Raw genomic sequence first — 21,010 nt, 5'->3', positions numbered from 1 at the left:
AAGTTCATTTTTCTCTAAACTTAGTTTCCGTTTCATATTTTTATTTATAAACCTATTTCTTTATTTGAACTTTCAAGTTTTTGCTGTTGTCTGCGATTTAATATTTTATTCTGTGCAATCATAACAATCTCATTTAATACCGGAATTAAAATTAACGTTAATACTGTTGACATCAAAATTCCGAACATCAACGCTACAGCCATTGGTGCAAACAAACTGCTGCCAGAAACTGCTAACGGTAATAAGCCAAATATTGTTGTTGTTGCACCTAATAATATCGGCCGTACACGACTTTTAACAGAAACTGCTGTCGCTTCAATGATGTTTTTACCATTTGACAGCTCACGATTCATACAATCGGTTAAAATAATTGCATTGTTGATTACAATCCCGCTTAATGAAATGATTCCTAATACAACGGTAAATGACAGCGGTAAACCGAATAATAATAATCCTAAAAATGATCCGAACATTGCTAATGGTATAGAAATGAATATTATGAGTGGCTGGATAAAAGACTTGAACTGAATAAACATAATAATAAACATAGCCGCTACAGCAATACCTGCAAAAGAAGCAGCTGTACCAAAGTTTTCTTCAATATTATGCTTTTCTCCTGCAAAATCTAATTCTACTTGACCTACATCAACATCTTTCATATTCATTTCTACTTGGTCTTGGATAGCTACAGGGCTAAAGCCACTTTTCGCATAACCGGAAACTTCAACTACATATTGACGGTCATATTTATGGATAACAGCTAATTCCGGTTGTAATTCTACAGTTGCTACTTGTTTAAGCGGAATTTTTTTACCTGTTACACTTGATTTTATAGCCAGTGTTTCCAGTTCTTTTATTGAATCTATATTTGATTTTACAACTAAATCATATTCGTCATTTTTAGTTCGATAAGTCGATGATGTTAAACCATTCAGTGCAATTGCGATCTGTTTCTGAATATCATATTTACTTAACCCTACCTGTGTGGCAATATTTGTATCAACATCAATGTAATATTGATATCCCAGGTCCTCCCCATTATTTGTAACATTTACAGCTCCCTGGATCTCAGCTAATTTGTTAGTTACGACAGATGCTACCTCTTTTATTTCAAATAAATCATCACCTAGTACTCGGATTTGAATGGGTGCACTTCCAGGAATACCATTTTCTATTTCCTTTACGATTGCATCTACACCGACAAGATTAGTGTCGATTTTCTTTTGAATATAATCGACTAACTGTGCTCTCGTTTCAAATCGTTCACTATCTGTTATATCGAAATCAAGCTTTATTTGAGCTGTATCAGGCGATTTAAAGCTGCGCATAACGGTTAAATAAATCTTTGGCAGGCCCCCGCCAATTGCGGACGTAAAACTTTTTACTTCAGGTACGGTTTTTAGCTCTGCTTCAATTTCTTTGACGATGTTTTCTGTACTATCAATATCATTTGTTTCTTGTGTTGTAATGTCAATATAAAGCAGCTCTTTATCTGCCTTTGGAAAGAAAGATAAACCTAATAATGATTGCGTACCGATCGTTGCTGCAAATAAGATAATAATAACAATCAGCGCGATCCATTTACGTTTAGATACATAGGCATGAGCATTAACAAATACAGAAAATAATTTCAGTCTCTTCTGTGCTCCCTTTTGTTGCTCCTCGTTAGCTATTGTTAAATACGATAACATTGGGATTACGAGCAAAGCAATCAAATAAGATGCAATTAAGCTGACCATCACTACTTTAGGTAATGTATTTAAAAATTCACCTGCAGGACCTGGTACCATTAATAAAGGTGTAAAAGCAGTTAGCACCGTAAATAAAGATGCAAACATGGCACCCGCCACATCTTTTGTTCCTTTAATACAGGCTGTCATCCGCTCCTCCCCATTTTCTAATCGTTCTCGGATCGAGTCACTGACCACAATAGAATTGTCAACAAGCATCCCTAGTGCGATGATTAACCCGGCGATCGAAATTTGCTGCAACTCAATACCTGCTACATACATAACTAGAAAAGTTGAAAAAATAGCTAATGGCAGGGCTGTTGAAATTACCATTGCACTTCGCCAACCCATCCCAATGAAACCTACAATAATAACTAAAATAACGCCACTTATTAAGCTTATAATAAAATCGTTAATCGATTTTTTTACTTCTTTAGGTTGAAAAACTACCTCATCAACATTTAAATTGGGTGGAATTTGAGTTTTTAAATGTTGTATTTCTTCATGCAATTTCTCCCCAATTTCTACACTATTTTGTGATTGCTTTAAATAGATCGCTACTAATACTGCGTCCTGGCTATTATGTCGCATTCTAATATCCCGTTCACTGCGCTCAAAATAAACATCTGCAATATCACGAATACGTAAAACGGAGCCATTTTCCACTGATACATTAATAATTGTATTTTCAATATCAGACAGAGACTCGAACAACCCTTCTGTTTTTACATTGATTTTCGTTTCATCTTCACCGATCGAGCCAGATGGAATATTGATATTTTGACCGCTTAGGACCGTTAACACGTCATCCATGGAAAGCTGGTATGAATCTAGCTTTTTAAAATCGACGTCTACTACGATTTGCTTATCTACGCCACCTTCGACCTCGGTTTTGCGGATCCCGTCTACGAGTCTCAACTTTCGCTGAAATGTCTCCGCATACTCTTCTAATTGTTCCTGATCATATTGTTCTCCTGAAAAAGATAAAATAACTGCTGGAGTATCTGTTAACTCAGTATCAATTTCGGACTCTAGTGCTCCTTCAGGTAGTTCAGATTCCACCGAATCAATTTTTTGGCGGACTAAATCAAATACTTTATCAGTATCAACGTCTGACTCAAACTCAACAGTTACAATAGATAAGTTCGATACAGAGGTAGATTCTAATTTTGAAATACCGTTAATAACGGAAATTTCAGCTTCAATTGGCGTTGTAACTAGTTTCTCAATTTCAGAAGATGATGCACCTGGATTTAATGTTGTAATAAGTGCAGCAGGTGATGCGACATCGGGTATTTCTTGCTTAGGAATTACATTATAACTAAACACCCCTGCAATAATAACTAAAAAGATCGCAAAAAACGTTAATTTTCGATTTACGATAGCCTGATAAATCACACCTTTATTCATTTTGGTTCACACCTTGTTCACTTACCGATTCTAGTATTGCCTGTTCAGGTTGATCACTTGTTTCAATCGTTGTAATTAACGTACCGCCCCGTAAGGATTTTATCCCTTTAGTTACTAAAACATCACCATTTAGTAATCCGCTAACAATTGCATTTGTTTCATTAATTTCCATTATCTTGATCAGTTTTCGAACCGCACGGTTACTTTCAGCCACATACACGTAATCTTTCTCACCATCATTTAAAATGCTCGTTATCGGTACTGCAATAGCATTCTTTTCACCTAATTGAAAATCAACATTTACAACCTGGCCTAGCGGTAATTTCATTTCTTCATTTAGTGTAATTTCTGATGTATACGTGCGTGTTTGCATGTCAGGGATATCCTTGAGGTAAGTAACTTTGCCATAATAGGTTTGATCATTGGCTGTTACAATAACGTTTGTTCCAATTTTGATTTTACTAAAATCATTTGCTGTAACACCTGTTTGCACAATCTTACTAGCATCCCGCATAATCACCACTGGTGTACCCGCATTAATTACATCTCCTGCCTTTACAGGTAATTCGCTAATATAACCAGAACGGTCGGCGTACACAACGGCATCACTCACAATTTCTAGTTTTGCATCCAAATTAGCTTTTGCTTGTTCTGCTTGCCCCTTCATAGATTCAATATCCTCAACACGTGTACCATTTTCAACCTTGTTTAATGTTTGTTTTGCATTTGATAATCCTACTTCAGCTTGAGATAACTGTTGTTTTGCATTGTCGTAATCTATCTTGGTCATATCTAAATCTAACTTAAGTTTATCTAGATCATATCTCGAAATTGCACCGGCCGTATAGAGCTGTTCTTGTTTTTTATATTGCGTTTCAATAAACTCATAGCCTTCTTTAGCTTTTGCTACCACGTTTTCAGCTTGTTTTACTGCGATCTTAGCTTGCTCTACAGTAAGTTTTGCCTGTTCACGGTCCTCCATTTGCGCACCATTCACTGCTTTTTCATAAGCCGCTTGCGCTGCTTTATATTGACCTTGTGCTGCATGAACTGCTAATTGCATTTCAGTCGTTTCGAGCCTAGCTAATTCTTGACCAGCCTCTACAAAATCACCCTTATTAACAGCAATAGATTCAACTTTTCCCGACATTGTAAAACTATAATTCTTTAACTCTTTTACCATAACTGTGCCTAAATAAGATAAATAAGTAGGAAAGATTTCTTCCTGTAGTGGCTGTAATTCGACTACGGTTGCTTTTTCTTTAGTTGCGGCTGGGTCTTGGCTTGAGCAACCCGCTACAAATACTCCTAAACTAATAACTACAAAGCTTAGCTTTTTTTGCAATGTATTCAACCTGATATTCCTCCCCGTTTGAATTTAACAAATATCACTAACTGACACGTCAGTCAGTTTTCCCTAAAAAAATATAGGGCCTTTACACTATAAGAAATGCGCCCTTTTAGTAGTTTTAAGCATGAGTATGAACGAGCATTTTTATGACAACTTCAGATAACCTATCGATTTGACGTTTATCTATGTTTTTTTCATTGAAATTTTTATGATTTAGTTGCGAAAAAATCGCAAAAATTGCACTAGACGCAATGGACAATTCTTCTTCATTAAACTCATTATATGGCTTAACAGTTCGAATAATTTTACGAATAAACGCCTCCATGGCTTCATCATGTTTCTGACAGACTTCATGGATAGCCGGAGTCTCACTGTGATGTGCCATTGCAATCGCCGCAAATTTACGATTTGTATAAAAAAAATCAAATGCATGATAGACCAGTTTCTTTAACCTAGTAATATCATCATACTCTTCTAACTCGCTAGATAATTGTTCAAGACTATGTAAAATGCGGTCTAAAAATTGATCAACTAATTTAATGAAGATATCCTCTTTATTTTTAAAATATAAATAATACGTCCCTTGAGATACACCTGCATTTTTTACAATGTCAGATATTCTTGTACTATGGTAACCTTTTTCTGAAAAAATTAATAAAGCCGATTCTACCAGTAACTCCTCCGTATTTTTCACATACTCACTCCTTTTAATATGACTGAGGTGTCAGTCATATGTATATAATAAATGTTGAAAAAGAAGTTGTCGACTATTTCTACTGTTTGTAGGAAAATATTATTTTCTGATGTAAGCGATTCTGCTATGTAAATATGTTTCGATTTATCGCACTGATGAGTAAAATCGGAAGCAAGTGTCCTAAAACCTTACTTATTCTCCTTTAATCCCAAAAGTTAAATACTATATCTCCTACTGTTTTAGGCTGCCAATACATAATCTGTTCCAACTCATATTTGTGTAAAGTGTTATCATTTTTGATTATGATCTTTTTACCTTTTTGAGAAAAATGTAAAGGTTCATTTAGTTCATTACTACTTAATACCGTATAATAGCTTTCGAACATTTTTCGCAGGTTAGGATCATCGATAAAAGAAAAATGATATGCACCACGATTTTCAGCAAAAGCAATAAAAGGATAATGCATGTTCAGGAGAACGTTAAACTTTTGTTCATTATAGTAAATTAAACAGTCATAAAAATTCTTAGTTTCATCCTCTTCATATCTATACTTAACTAATTTTGAACCGAACAACGAGAAACATATCTGCTTAAATACATTCTCTTCAATTGTCGGAGCTGGTTGAAATCCTGTAATACCAGATTGAAGGATCAGCATCCATAAGCCTCCTAGTGAATAATTCAAGTCTATTTTACTTAAGTGTTAGGTACTCTAATGGAAGGTGTAGTATTTATAGAGTAAAAATCATTCATCCCACATACTATCGCATATATTATCCTTCCATAAAGTATTTTAGTTAACCAAAAGCAATACAAATGATAAAATGAGTAACGTCGCTCATAATGAGTAAAAATTAATTTATTAGGAGAGTTATCTTTTGAATAAGCATACTTTTGTAACGACAACAATGGAAACCATGCAATGGTTTGTGTTTATGCTGGCTAGCTCTGTAGCATTGCCAATTGTAATCGGAGCTATTTACGAAATGGATTTTCTAGAACTATCAGGATTGATGCAACGAACCTTTTTTGTCGTCGGTGTTGTTTCGTTGCTGCAAGGACTATTTGGCCACCGACTACCCATCATGGAAGGACCTGCAGGAATCTGGATTAGTATCTTTTCGGTTATGGCGATAACGGGCTTACAAAGCGGAACATCCTTGACTGCTACACTAAGTTCGCTACAAACAACGATGATCATGACTGGACTTTTTTTAATTTTGTTTGGAGTTTTTAAAATTTCCCAAAAGATCTTGCCAATTTTTACACCCTTAGTAACCGGTACCTTCTTCTTTTTATTAACTGTCCAATTGAGTGGCACTTTTTTAAATGGAATGCTGGGTCTACAAGGGGATTCAAGCACCATCCAAGTACCAGATGCAGCGCTAGCTTTTTTAACATTTTTTATTGTTCTTGGACTCTCTACGTTTGCTAAAGGATGGTTGGGTAGTTATGCAGTATTTATTGGAATTGTAATCGGCTGGGTTCTTTACGAAATCCTTATCGGCGTTCAGGGTGATCGTATTAATACCAATCTATTTTCGGTGCCTGATTTATTTGCTTTTGGTATTCCATCCTTTAATCTAAGTATTATTCCAGTCGCTTTTATTACAGCTATTATCGTCATTTCTAACGCGGTTGCCTCCATTGTAGCTGTTAGCCAGACCTTGGGGCTAAAACAGGAAGATTTTCGTAAGCAAGTTAATCAGGGAACGACTTTTTCAGGAGTTGGGACTGGTCTTGCGGGCATTTTTTCAGCTATTGCGAATGTTCCTTTGGCAACATCAGCGGGTTTCATTGCATTAACTGGACAAAAGCGGAAAAATCCATTTATTTTTGCAGCAACCTTATTAATCATTCTTACTTTTTTTCCACCTGTTGTTGCGTTGATTTCTAGTATTCCTTCACCCATTGCCAATGCTGCCTTAATGGCTTCCTTTGTACAATTGGTAGGTCTGGCAATAAGGAATGTAACACTAACAACTCTAGATTCACGAAAGGTAACGATAGTTGGTGTAACTTACTTAATTGGTATGGGAACGATGTTCTTACCACCAGAGGTTTTTGCGAATTTGCCGTCCATTGCGCAAAACTTGATGAGCAACGGGCTCTTAGTCGGTACAGGCTTAGTTATTCTTATTGAGCAATTATGGAGGAAAGATAAATCGAATGCGGCAAAGAGCAAAAATAAGGTTCGAAAATCATCATAAATCCAATCTAAAAAAAATAGCATAAAACATGACTTATCAATTTAAGTCATGTTTCCCGCTATTTTTTTATTTTGAAAAACAAAGAAAAGCTGGACACCACAAAAGCGCCCAGCATTTCTTTGTATTATTGTTAATGATTGGATAATTTTGCACCCTGTTTGTTATGAACAGCAAGTCTTCCAACTAGGTTTGAACTTGGTTCGTTTAGTCCAAGTATATTTACTTTTGTATCGTTTTCTCTAAATTTAAGTACTACCTTATCAATCGCAGCTACAGCTGAATCATCCCATACATGTGCCTGTGCGAAATCAATTTCAACAGTAGTTACATCTTCTTTTAGATCAAAGCTATTCACTAGGTCTGTAACAGACGCAAAAAATACTTGACCACGTACTTTATAAACTCGCTTATTATTTATTTTATCGAGAGTGCTAGTAACTTGCACTTTAGATATTTTTGCAACAAAGAAAATTGCACTTAAGATAATACCTGCAAACACGCCTTTTGATAAGTCATGTGTGATAACAACGGTCACAACGGTTACGACCATTACAATTGTATCTGTTAACGGTACTTTATTTAATGTTTTTAATGATGACCAATCAAATGTACTAATCGAAACGACGATCATAACACCTACTAGCGCTGCCATAGGGATCATAACAACTACATTACCTAGTACTAAAATTAGAAACATTAAAAACGTACCTGCAACGAAAGATGATAAACGGCCTCTTGCTCCAGATTTAACATTGATCACGGCTTGACCAATCATCGCACATCCAGCCATACCTCCGAAAAATCCAGTTATGATATTGGCAATCCCTTGGCCGCGAGATTCTTGGTTTTTATTACTAGTTGTATCTGTCATATCATCCACAATAGAAGCAGTTAATAATGACTCTAATAATCCAACCATCGCTAATGCAATAGCGTATGGGAAGATGATCGATAATGTTTCAAAATTAAAAGGAACCGTTGGGATCGCGAAAAATGGAAGTGCTTGTGTAAGTTCTCCCATATCACCAACGGTGCGAACTGTACTACCTGTTAAAATTGCAATGACCGTAACAACGATTATTGCAACTAAGGCGGAAGGGACAGCATTTGTAAATCGAGGCAGGATATACATAATAGCTATCGTACCTGCAACCATAGCATACATTACCCAACTTTCTCCAACGAAGTTCGGCAACTGAGCCAAAAAGATTAAAATTGCTAATGCATTTACAAAGCCAATCATAACAGAGCGTGGAATAAATTTCATAAAGCGTGCTAATTTAAATACACCAAATAAAATTTGAATAATCCCCGTTAAGATGGTTGCTGCGAATAAATACTGAATGCCATGATCAGCAACTAATGAACCCATTAATAATGCCATCGCGCCTGTCGCACCTGAAATCATCGCAGGACGTCCACCTACAAATGCTGTCACAGTAGCGATACAAAAAGCAGCATAAAGTCCAACCATCGGATCAACCCCGGCAATGATTGAAAATGCGATCGCTTCAGGAATTAAAGCTAACGCTACAACGATTCCGGCAAGAATATCTCCTCTAACATTGCCAAACCATTCTTGTTTAATTGTCTGTAAATCTCTCAAAACTGCACCTCTTCCTTAGAATTTTATATTTTTTTGACTTTCAACTCTCATGAAAGTCGAGTCCGTTGTGAATAAGTGCATCTTAGCACAGACTAGTAAACCAGTAAATCTTAATGTAAGCGTATGTCATCTATACTTTTTAAAATATTTCTCTGTATATCTCTTGTTTTCTTTGGTTTTCACAAAATCGACACAACTTATATAAGTTTATTTATTGTTTGAGATTTTGCGTATAATAAAATTCCTTTTAACTAAAAGTAAAAAAGTACAAAACGTAGAAAGGGGATTTTATGAAAAGGGTTAAGTTTCTATACTGTTCCCTCGTTATACTTCTTTTGTTTGCTTTATTCCCTCATAAAAGCTTTGCTATATCAGCACATGGCGCAATTGTTATGGAACAAGAATCTGGAAGAGTATTATATGAAAAAAACGCCCATACACAAATGAGAATTGCAAGTATAACAAAGATCATGACAGCTATTCTGGCAATTGAATCAGGTAAAATGGACGAAATAGTAACAGTAAGTAACAGAGCTGCAAATACAGAAGGCTCTTCACTTTATCTAAGACCTGGTGATAAAGTGGAGCTTAAAGATCTTGTTTATGGATTAATGCTACGTTCCGGTAATGATGCTGCAGTTGCTATTGCGGAACATGTAAGTGGTAGTCTAGATAGTTTTGTAAAACTTATGAACAAAAAAGCGAAAGCTATTGGAATGGAGAAAACCGTATTTGCTAATCCCCACGGCCTAGATGACCATGAGCACCATTATTCGACGGCTTATGATATGGCATTGTTAACGAGATATGCCCAGGAAAATAAAACATATCGAAAAATATCATCAACTAAATTGTATAAAGCTACCTTACCAAGTACGGGTGTCAAAGTGACTTGGCGCAATAAAAACAAACTTCTGAATATGTATAAATATTCTACTGGCGGAAAAACAGGTTATACGATAAGAGCGAAACGAACATTAGTTTCAACTGCAAAAAAAGGGGATCTTTCATTAATAGCTGTTACGCTTAATGATCGAAATGATTGGAATGATCACATTTCGATGTTTGAACGCAGTTTCAAGAACTATCATTTATATGAAATAGTTGAAAAAGGTACACTTGAAAATTTAAACAATGCATTTTATGAAAATTTAGTAGATACGGATCGCCGTTTTCTTTATCCGTTAACAGATGCTGAACAGAAAGATGTTTCAATTCAAATTCAATTAGTTCGACCGGATCCGATTAGATGGTCCATTACAGGAACACCATTAATGGTCGGAAAGCTATTGGTTTATTTAAAAGATAAACAAATAGGCGAAATTCCACTTCTATATAAAAATAGCTCCCATCGCAACTAAACAGTTGCTGGGAGCATTATTAGATGCATTATTTTACGATTAATACCGGACATTGGGCTCGCTTGGCGATTTTATGGCTTACACTACCTAATACCATTTCCTGGAGACTATTCAGCCCTCTGCTGCCGACAACAACTAAATCAAAGTGATTTCCATTTACAAAGTCCACAAGTGCTGGACCTGGTTCCCCACGAAGAAATTTGATTTCGTACGTAATTCCCGCTTCTTTTGCCTTTTCCTCAGTTTTTGTTATTTTTTCTTTTCGAGTGTCCGTTACCCCTAAATTATTCCAATTTTGAAGTACTTCTGATTTCGCTTTTGAACTATCAACCACATAAGCGACTACTACTACTGACTCTGGATTGCATTTTGCAAGTTCGATTGCCTGGTTTGCAGCCCTAAGTGAGTGCTCAGAGCCATCGGAAGCTAATAAAATCTTTTTGTACATCTATTCACCCCCAAATTAATGTGTACTTAGCTTTCTGCTCAATTTCTCTAAAAGTTTTGAGCTTGATTTATTTATCCGGTTAATTCGACATTCTTTCCTTGTTCTTCAAATTTTACCATAATTTTGTCCAAAGCCTCTACTGCTGAATCATCCCAAAGATGGGCTTCACCTAAACCTATAATAACGTTGGTCCTATCGCTTGTTTCATAATCAAAGCTTTCTAACAATTCTGTGACAGAGGCAAAAAATAGTTCACCTTTTATTTCATAAATTACTGAATTGGTTCTTACTTCCTTTTTTACATCTACTTTAGATATTTTTGAAACAAAAAAAATTGCACTTAAAAGAATTCCAGTAAAGACACCTATTGCTAAATTATGTGTTAAAAGAACAGTTACAACAGTAACAATCATTACAATATTATCAGACACCGGTACAATGCGTAGCGTCCTGATCGAATTCCAATCAAAAGTCCCTATTGAAACCATAAACATCACACCCACTAGTGCAGCCATAGGTATTCTAGCAACAATATCCCCCAAAAAAACTATGAGTATTATTAGTACGATTCCTGCAACTAAAATGGATAATCTTCCTCGCCCACCGGATTTTACGTTTATGACTGATTGACCGATCATTGCGCAGCAAGCCATGCCACCAAAAAATCCAGCTACAATATTTGCAATTCCTTGTCCCTTAGATTCTTTGTTTTTATCACTACCTGTAGCTGTTAGCTCATATGGCCGTTAACAGTGTTTCTACTAATCCTACTACTGCTAATCCTAAAGAATAAGGAAAGATTATCGCTAAAGTTTCGAAATTTAAAGGAACTGCTGGAATTATAAAAGTTGGAAATTCACTTATAATTGTGCCCAAATCGCCTACCCTTCGTACAGGACTATCAATTAATAAAGCAAAGGCTGTTATTACAATTTAGGCGACTAATGAATTTCATGAATCTTGCTAATTTGGATACGCCAAATAATACTTGTAAAATACCTGTTAGTATAGTAGCAACTAATAAGTATTCAATACCATAATCTGCAACTAAATCAATCATTAATAACGCCATTGCTCCAGTAGCAGCTGAAATCATGCCAGGACGGCCACCAACAAATGCAATTGTGACAGCTATTACAAATGACGCATATAATCCCACCATTTGATCGACTCCAGCAATAATTGAAAAAGCAATCGCCTCAGGAATGAGTGCTAGTGCTACGACAACCCCCGACAGAATATCAGCTTTAATATTTCCGAACCACGCCGCTTTCCATGTTTGTGTTTGCATAAATAATACTTCTTATATACAAGTTGTTATTTATTATTTTTAACGTTTCGATGGACTATATCCGATGGAAATATTTCTAGCTTAGCAAAGAAGTTCTTTGCACTATATTCAAAATTACATCTATTATTTGTGCATATAATGTATTAATTAGTTATTGAAAAGGGTCCCTAGATAAAATTATAGAGTTCAGAGGAGGCTGTCATGAGGAACGAATGTGTTTGGTTTCCTGAAAGTGATTTTATTGAAAGTACTCGATTGTATCAATGGATGAAAAAGTTAGGTTATAAAAATTATGAGCAATTTTATCAAAACTCTATAACAGATATTTCGTGGTTTTGGGATGAAGCGGTAAAGGCATTAGATATTCAATGGTATAAGCCTTATGCTAACACCGTTAATCTCTCTAAGGGTTTGAAATGGCCGATTTGGTTTGAAGGCAGTGAATCAAATGTGTTGCACAATGCGGTTGAAAAATGGGCTTCCTCTTCTTTAACCAAAGACCGGCAGGCACTCATTTGGGAAAGTGATGATGAAAAGGTAAGAACCTATTCATATTCTCAATTGCAGGAAGAAATAAATTTCGTAAGCAATGGATTATATGACCTTGGTATACGGAAAGGTGACATCGTTGCGATTTATATGCCGATGATCCCCGAAACGGTGATTGCAATGCTCGCTATCGCAAAACTCGGAGCAATTTTTTCTCCTGCCTTTTCTGGCTATGGCGCTGAGGCCGTTGCAGCACGAATAAAGGCCGCTAAAGCAAAAGCACTAATTACTGCCGATGGATTTTTGCGTCGCGGCAAAAGGATCAACATGAAAGAGGAAGCAGATCGAGCAGTACAGTTATCTCCTTCAATTGAAAAAGTAGTTGTTATCAAACGATTAAATAACGATATCAATTGGAATAAAACTAAAGATATAGAATGGGATAGTATTAAAAAACGTGGTGAAACCATCATTACATCAGGAAATCCTGTTAAAACTGTCAGATTAAATAGTAATGAAGAACTTATGCTTATTTACACATCAGGTACAACAGGTAAGCCAAAAGGTGCTGTTCACACCCACACAGGGTTTCCAATTAAAGCCGCATTTGATGCTGGCATCATAATGGATGTAAAGCAAGGTGATACACTTTTTTGGTATACAGATATGGGCTGGATGATGGGACCTTTTCTTGTATTCGGTGGGTTAATAAATGGTGCAAGTATTTTAATTTTTGAAGGAACACCCGACTTCCCGAGTCCTGACAGAATCTGGAATGTAACAAGTAAACATAACGTGACACATTTAGGACTTTCACCAACTATTATCCGGTCGTTAATGAAATTCGGTGATAAATGGGCGGCACGCAATGATCTATCTAAGCTGCGGGTAATTGGTTCAACGGGTGAACCCTGGAATCCTGAACCATGGTTATGGCTCTATGAAAAAATTGGTCAAAAGCGGATTCCAATTTGCAATTATTCGGGTGGCACTGAGATATCCGGAGGAATTTTGGGAAATGTTTTAATTAAGCCGATTGCACCAATAACGTTTAATTCTCCAATTCCGGGGATGGCTGCAGATGTCTATGACGAGCATGGGTCATCCATTTCTAATTGTGTGGGTGAGCTTGTACTTAAGAAGCCCTGGGTTGGTATGACGAATGGATTTTGGAAAGAACCTGAGCGTTATGTACACTCCTATTGGAATCGCTGGCCCAATATTTGGGTTCATGGTGATTGGGTCATAAAAGATGACATTGGTTACTGGACGATTACGGGGCGTTCAGATGATGTTCTAAATGTGGCTGGTAAACGCCTAGGTCCTACCGAATTAGAATCAATATTAGTTGAACACGAAAATGTTGTTGAGACAGCAACAATTGGTATCCCCGATAACGTTAAAGGTGAAATTGCCATTTGCTTTGTAGTTCTAAAAAATAAAAGCGTTGATGGTTCTGCTCTTAAACAGGAGTTAATGAACCTAGTTAGTAAAAAGCTAGGTAAAGCCTTAAAACCTAAAGAGATATTTTTTGTAGCTGATTTGCCTAAAACGAGAAATGCAAAAGTTATGCGACGTGCAATAAAAGCTGCTTTCTTAAACAAAGATGCCGGAGATTTATCTTCATTAGAAAATCCGCAAACTGTTGAGGAAATCAGGGAGGTAGGCGGAGAATATTTTAAAAGGTAACATGCTTGTTTGATATGATTATCCGAAGCGATATTTAGATTCGCGTTCTTTATGAGTGATTCCATCTTGATTTCGATTGGGGTGCCTTGATCGATCCGATGAAGAGGATTGGCCTTGGTTTTCATAATATGTTTCCTCTTCATCGGCATGATGAAGAGGTTTGCCATTCGGTTTCAGTCTCCGTTTCCTCTTCATACCCTTGATGAAGAGGTTTAACCTTGGTTTTCAGTCTCGGTTTCCTCTTCATCGTCATGATGAAGAGGTTTAACCTTGGTTTTCATACTCAGTTTCCTCTTCATCGGCATGATGAAGAGGTTTGCCATTCGGTTTCAGACTCGGTTTCCTCTTCATACCCTTGATGAAGAGGTTTAACCTTGGTTTTCAGACTCAGTTTCCTCTTCATCGGCATGTTGAAGAGGTTTGCCATTCGTTTTCAAACTCGTTTCCTCTTCATACCCTATAATGAAGAGGTTTAACCTTGGTTTTCAGACTCGGTTTCCTCTTCATACCCTTGATGTAGAGGTTTGCCATTCGTTTTTAGTCTCCGTTTCCTCTTCATTCACCCGATAAAGAAGCTTTATCAATTGATCTTTCTATTCGAAAAAATAAAACACACAAGAGGAAACCTCAACTCTTGGGTGTTACTTCCATAGCCACCCACCTTCTACAAGATCCCCTAAACAGGATATACCCCATGTTTTCGATCGGTAAATACTTGATATTTCGATGAATATGCATCGAAACGCGATATCAATTCATCACGTAAACTATCGGGTTCAACAATACTATCGATTACCATTTCCGAAGCTAAACGATAAATATCAATATCTTGTTTATATTCTTCTCGCTTTTCTTGAATAAACGCAAGACGTTCATTTTCTGGCAATGAAGCAATTTTATTTGCATATACTGCATTCACCGCAGCTTCTGGACCCATTACAGCTATTTGAGCGGATGGTAGCGCGATACAACAATCTGGCTCAAACGCCGGCCCAGCCATTGCATATAATCCTGCACCATAAGCTTTTCTTACGATAACTGAAATTTTTGGTACAGTAGCTTCGCTCATGGCTGCAATCATTTTTGCACCATGACGTATAATCCCTGCACGCTCTACTTTTGTTCCTATCATAAAACCAGGTACATCAGCTAAAAACAGTAGCGGAAGATGAAATGCATCACAAAGAGTAATAAATTTTGCTGCTTTATCAGCAGAATCATGAAATAGAACTCCGCCTTTCACACGCGGTTGATTCGCAATAATTCCAACCGGTTGACCCTCAAGTCTAGCAATGCCCGTTATCAATTCCGGAGCAAATCGTTTTTTTATTTCACAAAAAGAATCTTCATCTACGAGTCTTTCAATTAATTCGTACATATTAAAAGGTGCATTTTGATTTTGAGGAATGACTTCAGCTATTGACTTATCAAACTGTTTCGGGGATTTTCTTTCAATGTTTGGTGGTTTTTCTTGGTAATTTTGCGGAAAGTAGGATAAATAATTACGAGCAAATTGAATCGATTCTTGCTCAGTTTTAACAAGTACATCGCCACAGCCTGAAACGGAGCAATGCATGCTAGCTCCACCCATTTCTTCTAAAGTTACCTTTTCGCCAATTACCATTTCAGCCATACGGGGTGACCCTAAATACATCGATGCATTGCCGTCCACCATCACAACAATATCACAGAAAGCAGGTATATAGGCCCCGCCTGCAGCAGATGGTCCAAATAATAAGCAAATTTGTGGCACTTTCCCTGATAATTTAACTTGGTTATAAAAAATTCGTCCTGCGCCGCGCCTGCCTGGAAACATTTCAACTTGGTCCGTAATTCGCGCTCCTGCTGAATCAACGAGATATAGCATAGGTACTTTTAATTTTTCCGCTGTTTCTTGAATGCGAATAATTTTTTCAACTGTCCGTGCTCCCCATGATCCTGCTTTAACCGTTGAATCGTTGGCCATTACACACACTGTTCGACCATTGATTTTGCCAATTCCAGTTACAACACCATCAGCTGGAAGATCATCAGCTAGACAATTCGCAAAAAACGCCTCTTCAATTTTCACGCCTTCATCTAATAATAGTTTTAGTCGATCACGGACAAATAATTTCCCTTTTTCAGCGTTTTTTCGATGATAGACTTCTGCTCCACCTGATAGAATCTTGTCTATTTGTTGTTGAAATTGGAGGTCAGAATAATGCTCTTTATCTTTTGTCATCTTCATTCCCCTTTGTAATCTCGTTATCAATCATCGTTCTACGGTTAATAATTCATTTATCTGAAAACAGTCCTTTTAGTTCTTTTAACTATTTTTTTCAATTACCACTAGCTCATCACCATCATTAACAAAATCTCCTTCGCTTACCTTCACTTCTTTTACTATTCCAGTAACTTCAGTTGGAATCGGAATTTCCATTTTCATTGATTCAAGAATCACAACGTCCTGGCCTTCAGTTATCATATCACCTTTTTTAACAAGCACTTTCCACACATTACCTGCCATATTTGAATTTATTATAGTCACTTCTTACACTCCTCCTTTGAGCTTAGTTAATATACTTCCCTAGAAATTGGGTTGTTGTATTTCCTGCTTTAAATTCTGGATGCCCAATGACTTTCAGGAGCAATGGGATATTTGTTTTTATTCCTGTTATCTCGTAATTTTGCAATGCCTTAATTAGTGAAGAAATTGCATCGTCACGGGAAGTAGCTGTTACAATTAATTTTGCAATCATTGGATCATAGAAGGGAGTTACAACAGATTCGCATTGTATAGCTAATTCATGCCTAATTTGTTTACCGCTTGGAAGATTAAGTGAAGTAATTTTACCTGGTGATGGTAAAAAGGTAACCGGATCTTCGGCATAAATTCTCACCTCAATTGCATGCCCTAAGAGTTGAATTTCTTGCTGCGTCCACCTTAATTTTTCATTGGCAGCTATGCGGATTTGTTCCTCAACAAGATCGAGCCTGGTCACCTCTTCGGTCACAGGGTGTTCAACTTGAAGACGAGTATTCATTTCCAAAAAGTAAAAATTCATATTATCATCAATTAAAAATTCTACAGTACCAGCATTTATATAATGAATAGCCTTTGCTGCGGTAACAACTGTTTCACACATGGCTTGTCGAGTTTTATCATCTAAAAAATGAGATGGGGCTTCTTCGATAATTTTTTGATGTCTTCTTTGAATTGAACATTCCCGTTCACCTAGGGTAATAGTATTACCATGTGCATCTGCTAGTACTTGTATTTCAATATGACGTGGGTTTTTGATCAATTTTTCAATATACATCTCGCCGTTTCCAAAAAACATTTGAGCACGTTTTTGATTTCCTTCAAACACTTTAGCTAACTCAACTTGTGCATTCACAACTTGCATACCAATTCCACCGCCACCTGCAACTGCTTTGAGCATGACCGGATAACCAATTTTCGCAGCAAGCACTTCTGCTTCTTCAACAGTTGTTACTGCTTGTTCCGAACCAGGTACAATCGGAACACCCGCCCCCTTCATAACAGTTCTTGCTTTTACTTTTTCTCCCATCTGCTCAATAACGTCAGGAGATGGGCCTATAAATGTAACTCCTGCGTCCTTACAACGCTTGGCAAAGCCAGCATTTTCACTTAATAATCCATATCCTGGATGTATTGCTTCCGAACCGGTTCTTTTGGCAATATCTATTATTTTCTCAGCTTGTAAATAACTTTCATGAACACGGGGACCTCCAATACAATAACTTTCATCAGCAAAGGAAACGTATGGTGCATCTTTATCAGCCTCTGAATAAACTGCAACTGTTTCAATCCCCATTTTTTTGCATGTACGGATAATACGCGCTGCAATTTCACCCCTATTTGCAATTAAAATTTTTGAAAACAAACAGAGCCCACCTTTCATTGCGTTAACAGTTCGCTTTACCACTGACTCTTCTACCTTTAAACGCAATTAGCATCCAATTTGCCTTGCAATGATTAAACGTTGTATTTCAGAAGTACCCTCCCCAATTTCCATTAATTTCATATCTCGAAGATATCGCTCTACTTCATATTCTCGCATATATCCATAACCGCCATGAATTTGGATAGCTTGATTACATGCACGAAACCCTGCTTCAGACGCGAATAATTTTGCAAAAGCAGCTTCCTTTGTAAAGGGTTTTCCGTTATCCTTTAACCATGCAGCTTTATAAACCATATTTCTAGCTAGCTCAATTTCCATTGCCATATCTGCTAATTTAAATTGAATTGCTTGGAATTTAGCTATAGATTGACCAAATTGCGTCCGTTCCTTTGCATAGCTCAATGCCTTTTCATAAGCTGCTTGCGCAATTCCAACAGCTAATGCTCCAATTGATATTCTTCCACCATCTAATGTATACAAAAATTGTTTAAAGCCACCTGTTGGATCTCCCAAAACATTTTCCTTCGGTACACGTACATCTTCAAGTATTAGTTCTGACGTATTTGAACCACGGACACCCATTTTTTCGTAAGGACTTGTAATCTTAAATCCATTAGAATTAGTTGGGACTATCAATGCTGATATTATATTTTTTCCACGTGAATCTTTACCTGTCACCGCTGTTACAGTAACCGTTTTGGCATAACCTGCATTTGTTATCCAGCATTTTTCACCATTGATAACATACTCATCCCCATCAAGTACAGCCTTTGTCCTAGTGCCCCCTGCATCAGAGCCTGCATTTGGCTCAGTTAATCCAAAGGATGCAAGTGTTTCACCTTTCGCTAATGGTACGAGATATGTTTGTTTCTGCTGTTCAGTTCCAAAATAAAAAATCGGACTAGCACCTAATGAAACAGCAGCTGCGTAACTTAGTCCAGTGCTTCCACATGCCTTTCCGATTTCTTCAACAGCAATTGCATATGATAAAGTATCTCCTCCCGAGCCACCATACTTTTCTGGAAAAGGAATCCCTAACAGACCTAATTGCCCCATTTGTACAAATGTGTCTAAAGGAAATTCTGCTGTTCGATCGACATGATCCGCTTTAGGCTTTACTTCTTTCTCAGCAAATGCGCGCACCATGTCACGAATCATTTGTTGCTCTTTTGTTAGTTCAAAATTCATCTGATTGTCCTCCAATCTTTAAATCATGCACTAACGAATTTAGCCCGATTCTTTGATAGTAAATATGTGTTTAACCAGAGTTAACCCACGCAATAAAAAAAACTGTTCATAAAGAACAACATAATAAATATCGTTCGTTCTATATTTTATGAATCGCATTTTACAATATGATTCAGAGAATCAAAAAGAAACTGTCTAATAGAAAGTGTAGTTTAATTACAGTGACATCTTTCCTATCAGACAGTTCAAAATAGTGAACTACGAATTATTAAGCATCATCGGCATCCTTAAATAATTGTTTCTTTCCCCACATGCCGAATTTAAAATACAAAAATGCAATGATGCTGCTAATGATAAAACTTACACCCATTCCATAGGGAATTCCTTTATCTCCAAGTATTTTTGCAAAAATATAAGTAAGCGGATATCGTAAAATCCAAAAGGAGACAATATTCAGAATAAGGACTTGGAACATTGCACCTGATGAGCGAACAATGCCATTTAATATAAAATTAATACCTAGGAAGGGATAAAAAAATGCTACAATTTGCAAATATGTCGTACCAAATTCTACAGCCTCAGGGTCTTGAATAAATAGTTGTATTCCATAGCGAGCAAAAAGCACAATCAATATAGCAATAAATAGCATAATAGACAAATTAAAAATAACACCAAAATACGCTATTTTGTAGACACGGTCCCATTGGTTCGCGCCAATATTTTGACCTGCCATGCTATTAACAGCAGTACCCAGCGCCATAGCCGGCAACATTATAACACTATCAATTCGTTGTGCCGCACCAAAACCTGCAACAATATGTTCTCCAAATGATGTCACTACACTCATAATAGCTAACATTCCTGCGGAAATCACCATCATTTGTAATCCTGCTGGAATTCCTAACTTTAAAATTAACAACACTTCATGTTTTCCTGGCTTATACGGCATTGAAAATGGCACTAGTTTGTTTCGTAATACATAGCTGATGCCATACAGAAAAGCAAAGCCTTGTGAAAGAATAGTTGCGTATGCAGCACCATCAATTCCTAAATTTAGAGTTGAAATAAAAATTGGATCTAGAATTGCATTTAAGACCACTGATAAAAGGACAAAACGCAAAGGGGTTTTACTATCACCAAGTGAGCGCAAAACAGTTCCAATAAAGTTATAACCAAATAAAAAAATAATTCCTATAAAATTAATTTGCAAATAACTTGTAGCTTGAGGAATCATCTCTAGTGGAGTTCCGAGCCACACAAGTATAGTTTCAGAAATAAGAAACCCTAAAGCACCAAGCAATAAAGCAAGCGTTAATAGGATGATTACAAAAGCATTTAAATAATTGCTAATTCCTTTCTCATCGTCCCTGCCCTTTTGTTGCGATAATATTGTTAATGTTGCTGTATTGATTCCAATTACAAACGACAAAATCGTAAAAATAATCGTACTTGCTACTGCCGCCGCACCAATAGCGTTTGCACCCAACAAATTACCAATCCATAGGCTATCGATGAACTGATAAGAGACCTGCAATAAATTTGTGAATAGTATAGGACCGGAAAATAAAATCAACTGTTTGAATATATTTCCGTTCGTAAAATCTTGTTGTTTCATATATATCCCTTTTCTTT

15 protein-coding genes and 1 pseudogene are annotated in these 21,010 nt (G+C 36.7%); 3 read left to right on the top strand and 13 right to left on the bottom strand.

All coding sequences use genetic code 11. The annotated features are described in order from the left end of the window. Positions 1 to 44 precede the first annotated feature (44 nt). From C1724_RS20215 to C1724_RS20200, 4 genes are all read right to left on the bottom strand, one after another. Positions 45 to 3,140: an efflux RND transporter permease subunit gene (locus tag C1724_RS20215; protein ID WP_102348577.1), complete on the bottom strand. Its 3,096-nt coding sequence runs from the start codon at positions 3,138 to 3,140 to the stop codon at positions 45 to 47. Further along, positions 3,133 to 4,494 (bottom strand): efflux RND transporter periplasmic adaptor subunit, encoded by a 1,362-nt coding sequence (locus tag C1724_RS20210; protein WP_102348576.1) that lies wholly within the window; start codon positions 4,492 to 4,494, stop codon positions 3,133 to 3,135. Before C1724_RS20210 ends, C1724_RS20215 begins: the two co-directional genes overlap by 8 nt. Before the next feature lie 115 nt (positions 4,495 to 4,609). Continuing rightward, positions 4,610 to 5,185 (bottom strand): TetR/AcrR family transcriptional regulator, encoded by a 576-nt coding sequence (locus C1724_RS20205; protein WP_180994367.1) that lies wholly within the window; start codon positions 5,183 to 5,185, stop codon positions 4,610 to 4,612. A 202-nt stretch (positions 5,186 to 5,387) separates the two neighbouring features. Further along, entirely contained in the window at positions 5,388 to 5,843 is a 456-nt protein-coding gene (locus C1724_RS20200; RefSeq protein ID WP_102348574.1) for a hypothetical protein, read from the bottom strand. 220 nt (positions 5,844 to 6,063) lie between these two features. Between C1724_RS20200 and C1724_RS20195 the strand changes: the two genes are divergently transcribed. After that, complete coding sequence (locus C1724_RS20195; RefSeq protein WP_258000476.1) at positions 6,064 to 7,395, top strand: purine/pyrimidine permease; 1,332 nt, start codon at positions 6,064 to 6,066, stop codon at positions 7,393 to 7,395. 130 nt (positions 7,396 to 7,525) lie between these two features. On the opposite strand, the gene C1724_RS20190 is transcribed toward C1724_RS20195, so the two are convergent. After that, complete coding sequence (locus tag C1724_RS20190) at positions 7,526 to 9,001, bottom strand: SulP family inorganic anion transporter (protein ID WP_102348573.1); 1,476 nt, start codon at positions 8,999 to 9,001, stop codon at positions 7,526 to 7,528. A 290-nt stretch (positions 9,002 to 9,291) separates the two neighbouring features. On the opposite strand from C1724_RS20190, the gene C1724_RS20185 reads away from it, so the two are divergent. Then, entirely contained in the window at positions 9,292 to 10,362 is a 1,071-nt protein-coding gene (locus C1724_RS20185; protein WP_102348572.1) for a D-alanyl-D-alanine carboxypeptidase family protein, read from the top strand. A 28-nt stretch (positions 10,363 to 10,390) separates the two neighbouring features. On the opposite strand, the gene C1724_RS20180 is transcribed toward C1724_RS20185, so the two are convergent. Both C1724_RS20180 and C1724_RS20175 read right to left on the bottom strand, forming a co-directional pair. Next, positions 10,391 to 10,810, bottom strand: a complete 420-nt coding sequence (locus C1724_RS20180; protein ID WP_102348571.1) for a universal stress protein — start codon at positions 10,808 to 10,810, stop codon at positions 10,391 to 10,393. 15 nt (positions 10,811 to 10,825) lie between these two features. Beyond that, positions 10,826 to 12,101: pseudogene (locus tag C1724_RS20175) on the bottom strand (SulP family inorganic anion transporter). A 201-nt stretch (positions 12,102 to 12,302) separates the two neighbouring features. Here C1724_RS20175 and C1724_RS20170 point away from each other — a divergent pair. Beyond that, a complete protein-coding gene (locus C1724_RS20170) occupies positions 12,303 to 14,279 on the top strand; it encodes an AMP-binding protein (protein ID WP_102348570.1) in 1,977 nt (658 codons plus the stop codon). Between the two features lie 18 nt (positions 14,280 to 14,297). On the opposite strand, the gene C1724_RS25785 is transcribed toward C1724_RS20170, so the two are convergent. From C1724_RS25785 to C1724_RS20145, 6 genes are all read right to left on the bottom strand, one after another. After that, positions 14,298 to 14,474: a hypothetical protein gene (locus C1724_RS25785; RefSeq protein ID WP_180994366.1), complete on the bottom strand. Its 177-nt coding sequence runs from the start codon at positions 14,472 to 14,474 to the stop codon at positions 14,298 to 14,300. Between the two features lie 481 nt (positions 14,475 to 14,955). After that, on the bottom strand, positions 14,956 to 16,503 hold the full coding sequence (locus C1724_RS20165) for an acyl-CoA carboxylase subunit beta (RefSeq protein WP_374703477.1): 1,548 nt from the start codon (positions 16,501 to 16,503) through the stop codon (positions 14,956 to 14,958). Positions 16,504 to 16,587: 84 nt separating this feature from the next. Beyond that, on the bottom strand, positions 16,588 to 16,809 hold the full coding sequence (locus C1724_RS20160) for an acetyl-CoA carboxylase biotin carboxyl carrier protein subunit (RefSeq protein WP_102348568.1): 222 nt from the start codon (positions 16,807 to 16,809) through the stop codon (positions 16,588 to 16,590). A 22-nt stretch (positions 16,810 to 16,831) separates the two neighbouring features. Next, on the bottom strand, positions 16,832 to 18,169 hold the full coding sequence (locus tag C1724_RS20155; protein ID WP_102348567.1) for an acetyl-CoA carboxylase biotin carboxylase subunit: 1,338 nt from the start codon (positions 18,167 to 18,169) through the stop codon (positions 16,832 to 16,834). 66 nt (positions 18,170 to 18,235) lie between these two features. Continuing rightward, entirely contained in the window at positions 18,236 to 19,378 is a 1,143-nt protein-coding gene (locus C1724_RS20150) for an acyl-CoA dehydrogenase (protein WP_102348566.1), read from the bottom strand. 268 nt (positions 19,379 to 19,646) lie between these two features. Continuing rightward, positions 19,647 to 20,993 (bottom strand): MATE family efflux transporter, encoded by a 1,347-nt coding sequence (locus C1724_RS20145; RefSeq protein WP_102348565.1) that lies wholly within the window; start codon positions 20,991 to 20,993, stop codon positions 19,647 to 19,649. Positions 20,994 to 21,010: the final 17 nt, after the last annotated feature.

Source organism: Bacillus sp. Marseille-P3661, assembly GCF_900240995.1.
Classification (GTDB): domain Bacteria; phylum Bacillota; class Bacilli; order Bacillales; family Bacillaceae_J; genus OESV01.
This window is presented reverse-complemented; position numbering and strand designations above follow the sequence as displayed.

What these genes read in the sequence shown, in the direction of transcription:
- C1724_RS20215 (WP_102348577.1), bottom strand. Translation starts at nt 3,140, where the DNA reads ATGAATAAAGGTGTGATTTATCAGGCTATCGTAAATCGAAAATTAACG.
- C1724_RS20200 (WP_102348574.1), bottom strand. Translation starts at nt 5,843, where the DNA reads ATGCTGATCCTTCAATCTGGTATTACAGGATTTCAACCAGCTCCGACA.
- C1724_RS20185 (WP_102348572.1), top strand. Translation starts at nt 9,292, where the DNA reads ATGAAAAGGGTTAAGTTTCTATACTGTTCCCTCGTTATACTTCTTTTG.
- C1724_RS20180 (WP_102348571.1), bottom strand. Translation starts at nt 10,810, where the DNA reads ATGTACAAAAAGATTTTATTAGCTTCCGATGGCTCTGAGCACTCACTT.
- C1724_RS20170 (WP_102348570.1), top strand. Translation starts at nt 12,303, where the DNA reads ATGAGGAACGAATGTGTTTGGTTTCCTGAAAGTGATTTTATTGAAAGT.
- C1724_RS25785 (WP_180994366.1), bottom strand. Translation starts at nt 14,474, where the DNA reads ATGAAGAGGAAACGGAGACTGAAACCGAATGGCAAACCTCTTCATCAT.
- C1724_RS20165 (WP_374703477.1), bottom strand. Translation starts at nt 16,503, where the DNA reads ATGACAAAAGATAAAGAGCATTATTCTGACCTCCAATTTCAACAACAA.
- C1724_RS20150 (WP_102348566.1), bottom strand. Translation starts at nt 19,378, where the DNA reads ATGAATTTTGAACTAACAAAAGAGCAACAAATGATTCGTGACATGGTG.
- C1724_RS20145 (WP_102348565.1), bottom strand. Translation starts at nt 20,993, where the DNA reads ATGAAACAACAAGATTTTACGAACGGAAATATATTCAAACAGTTGATT.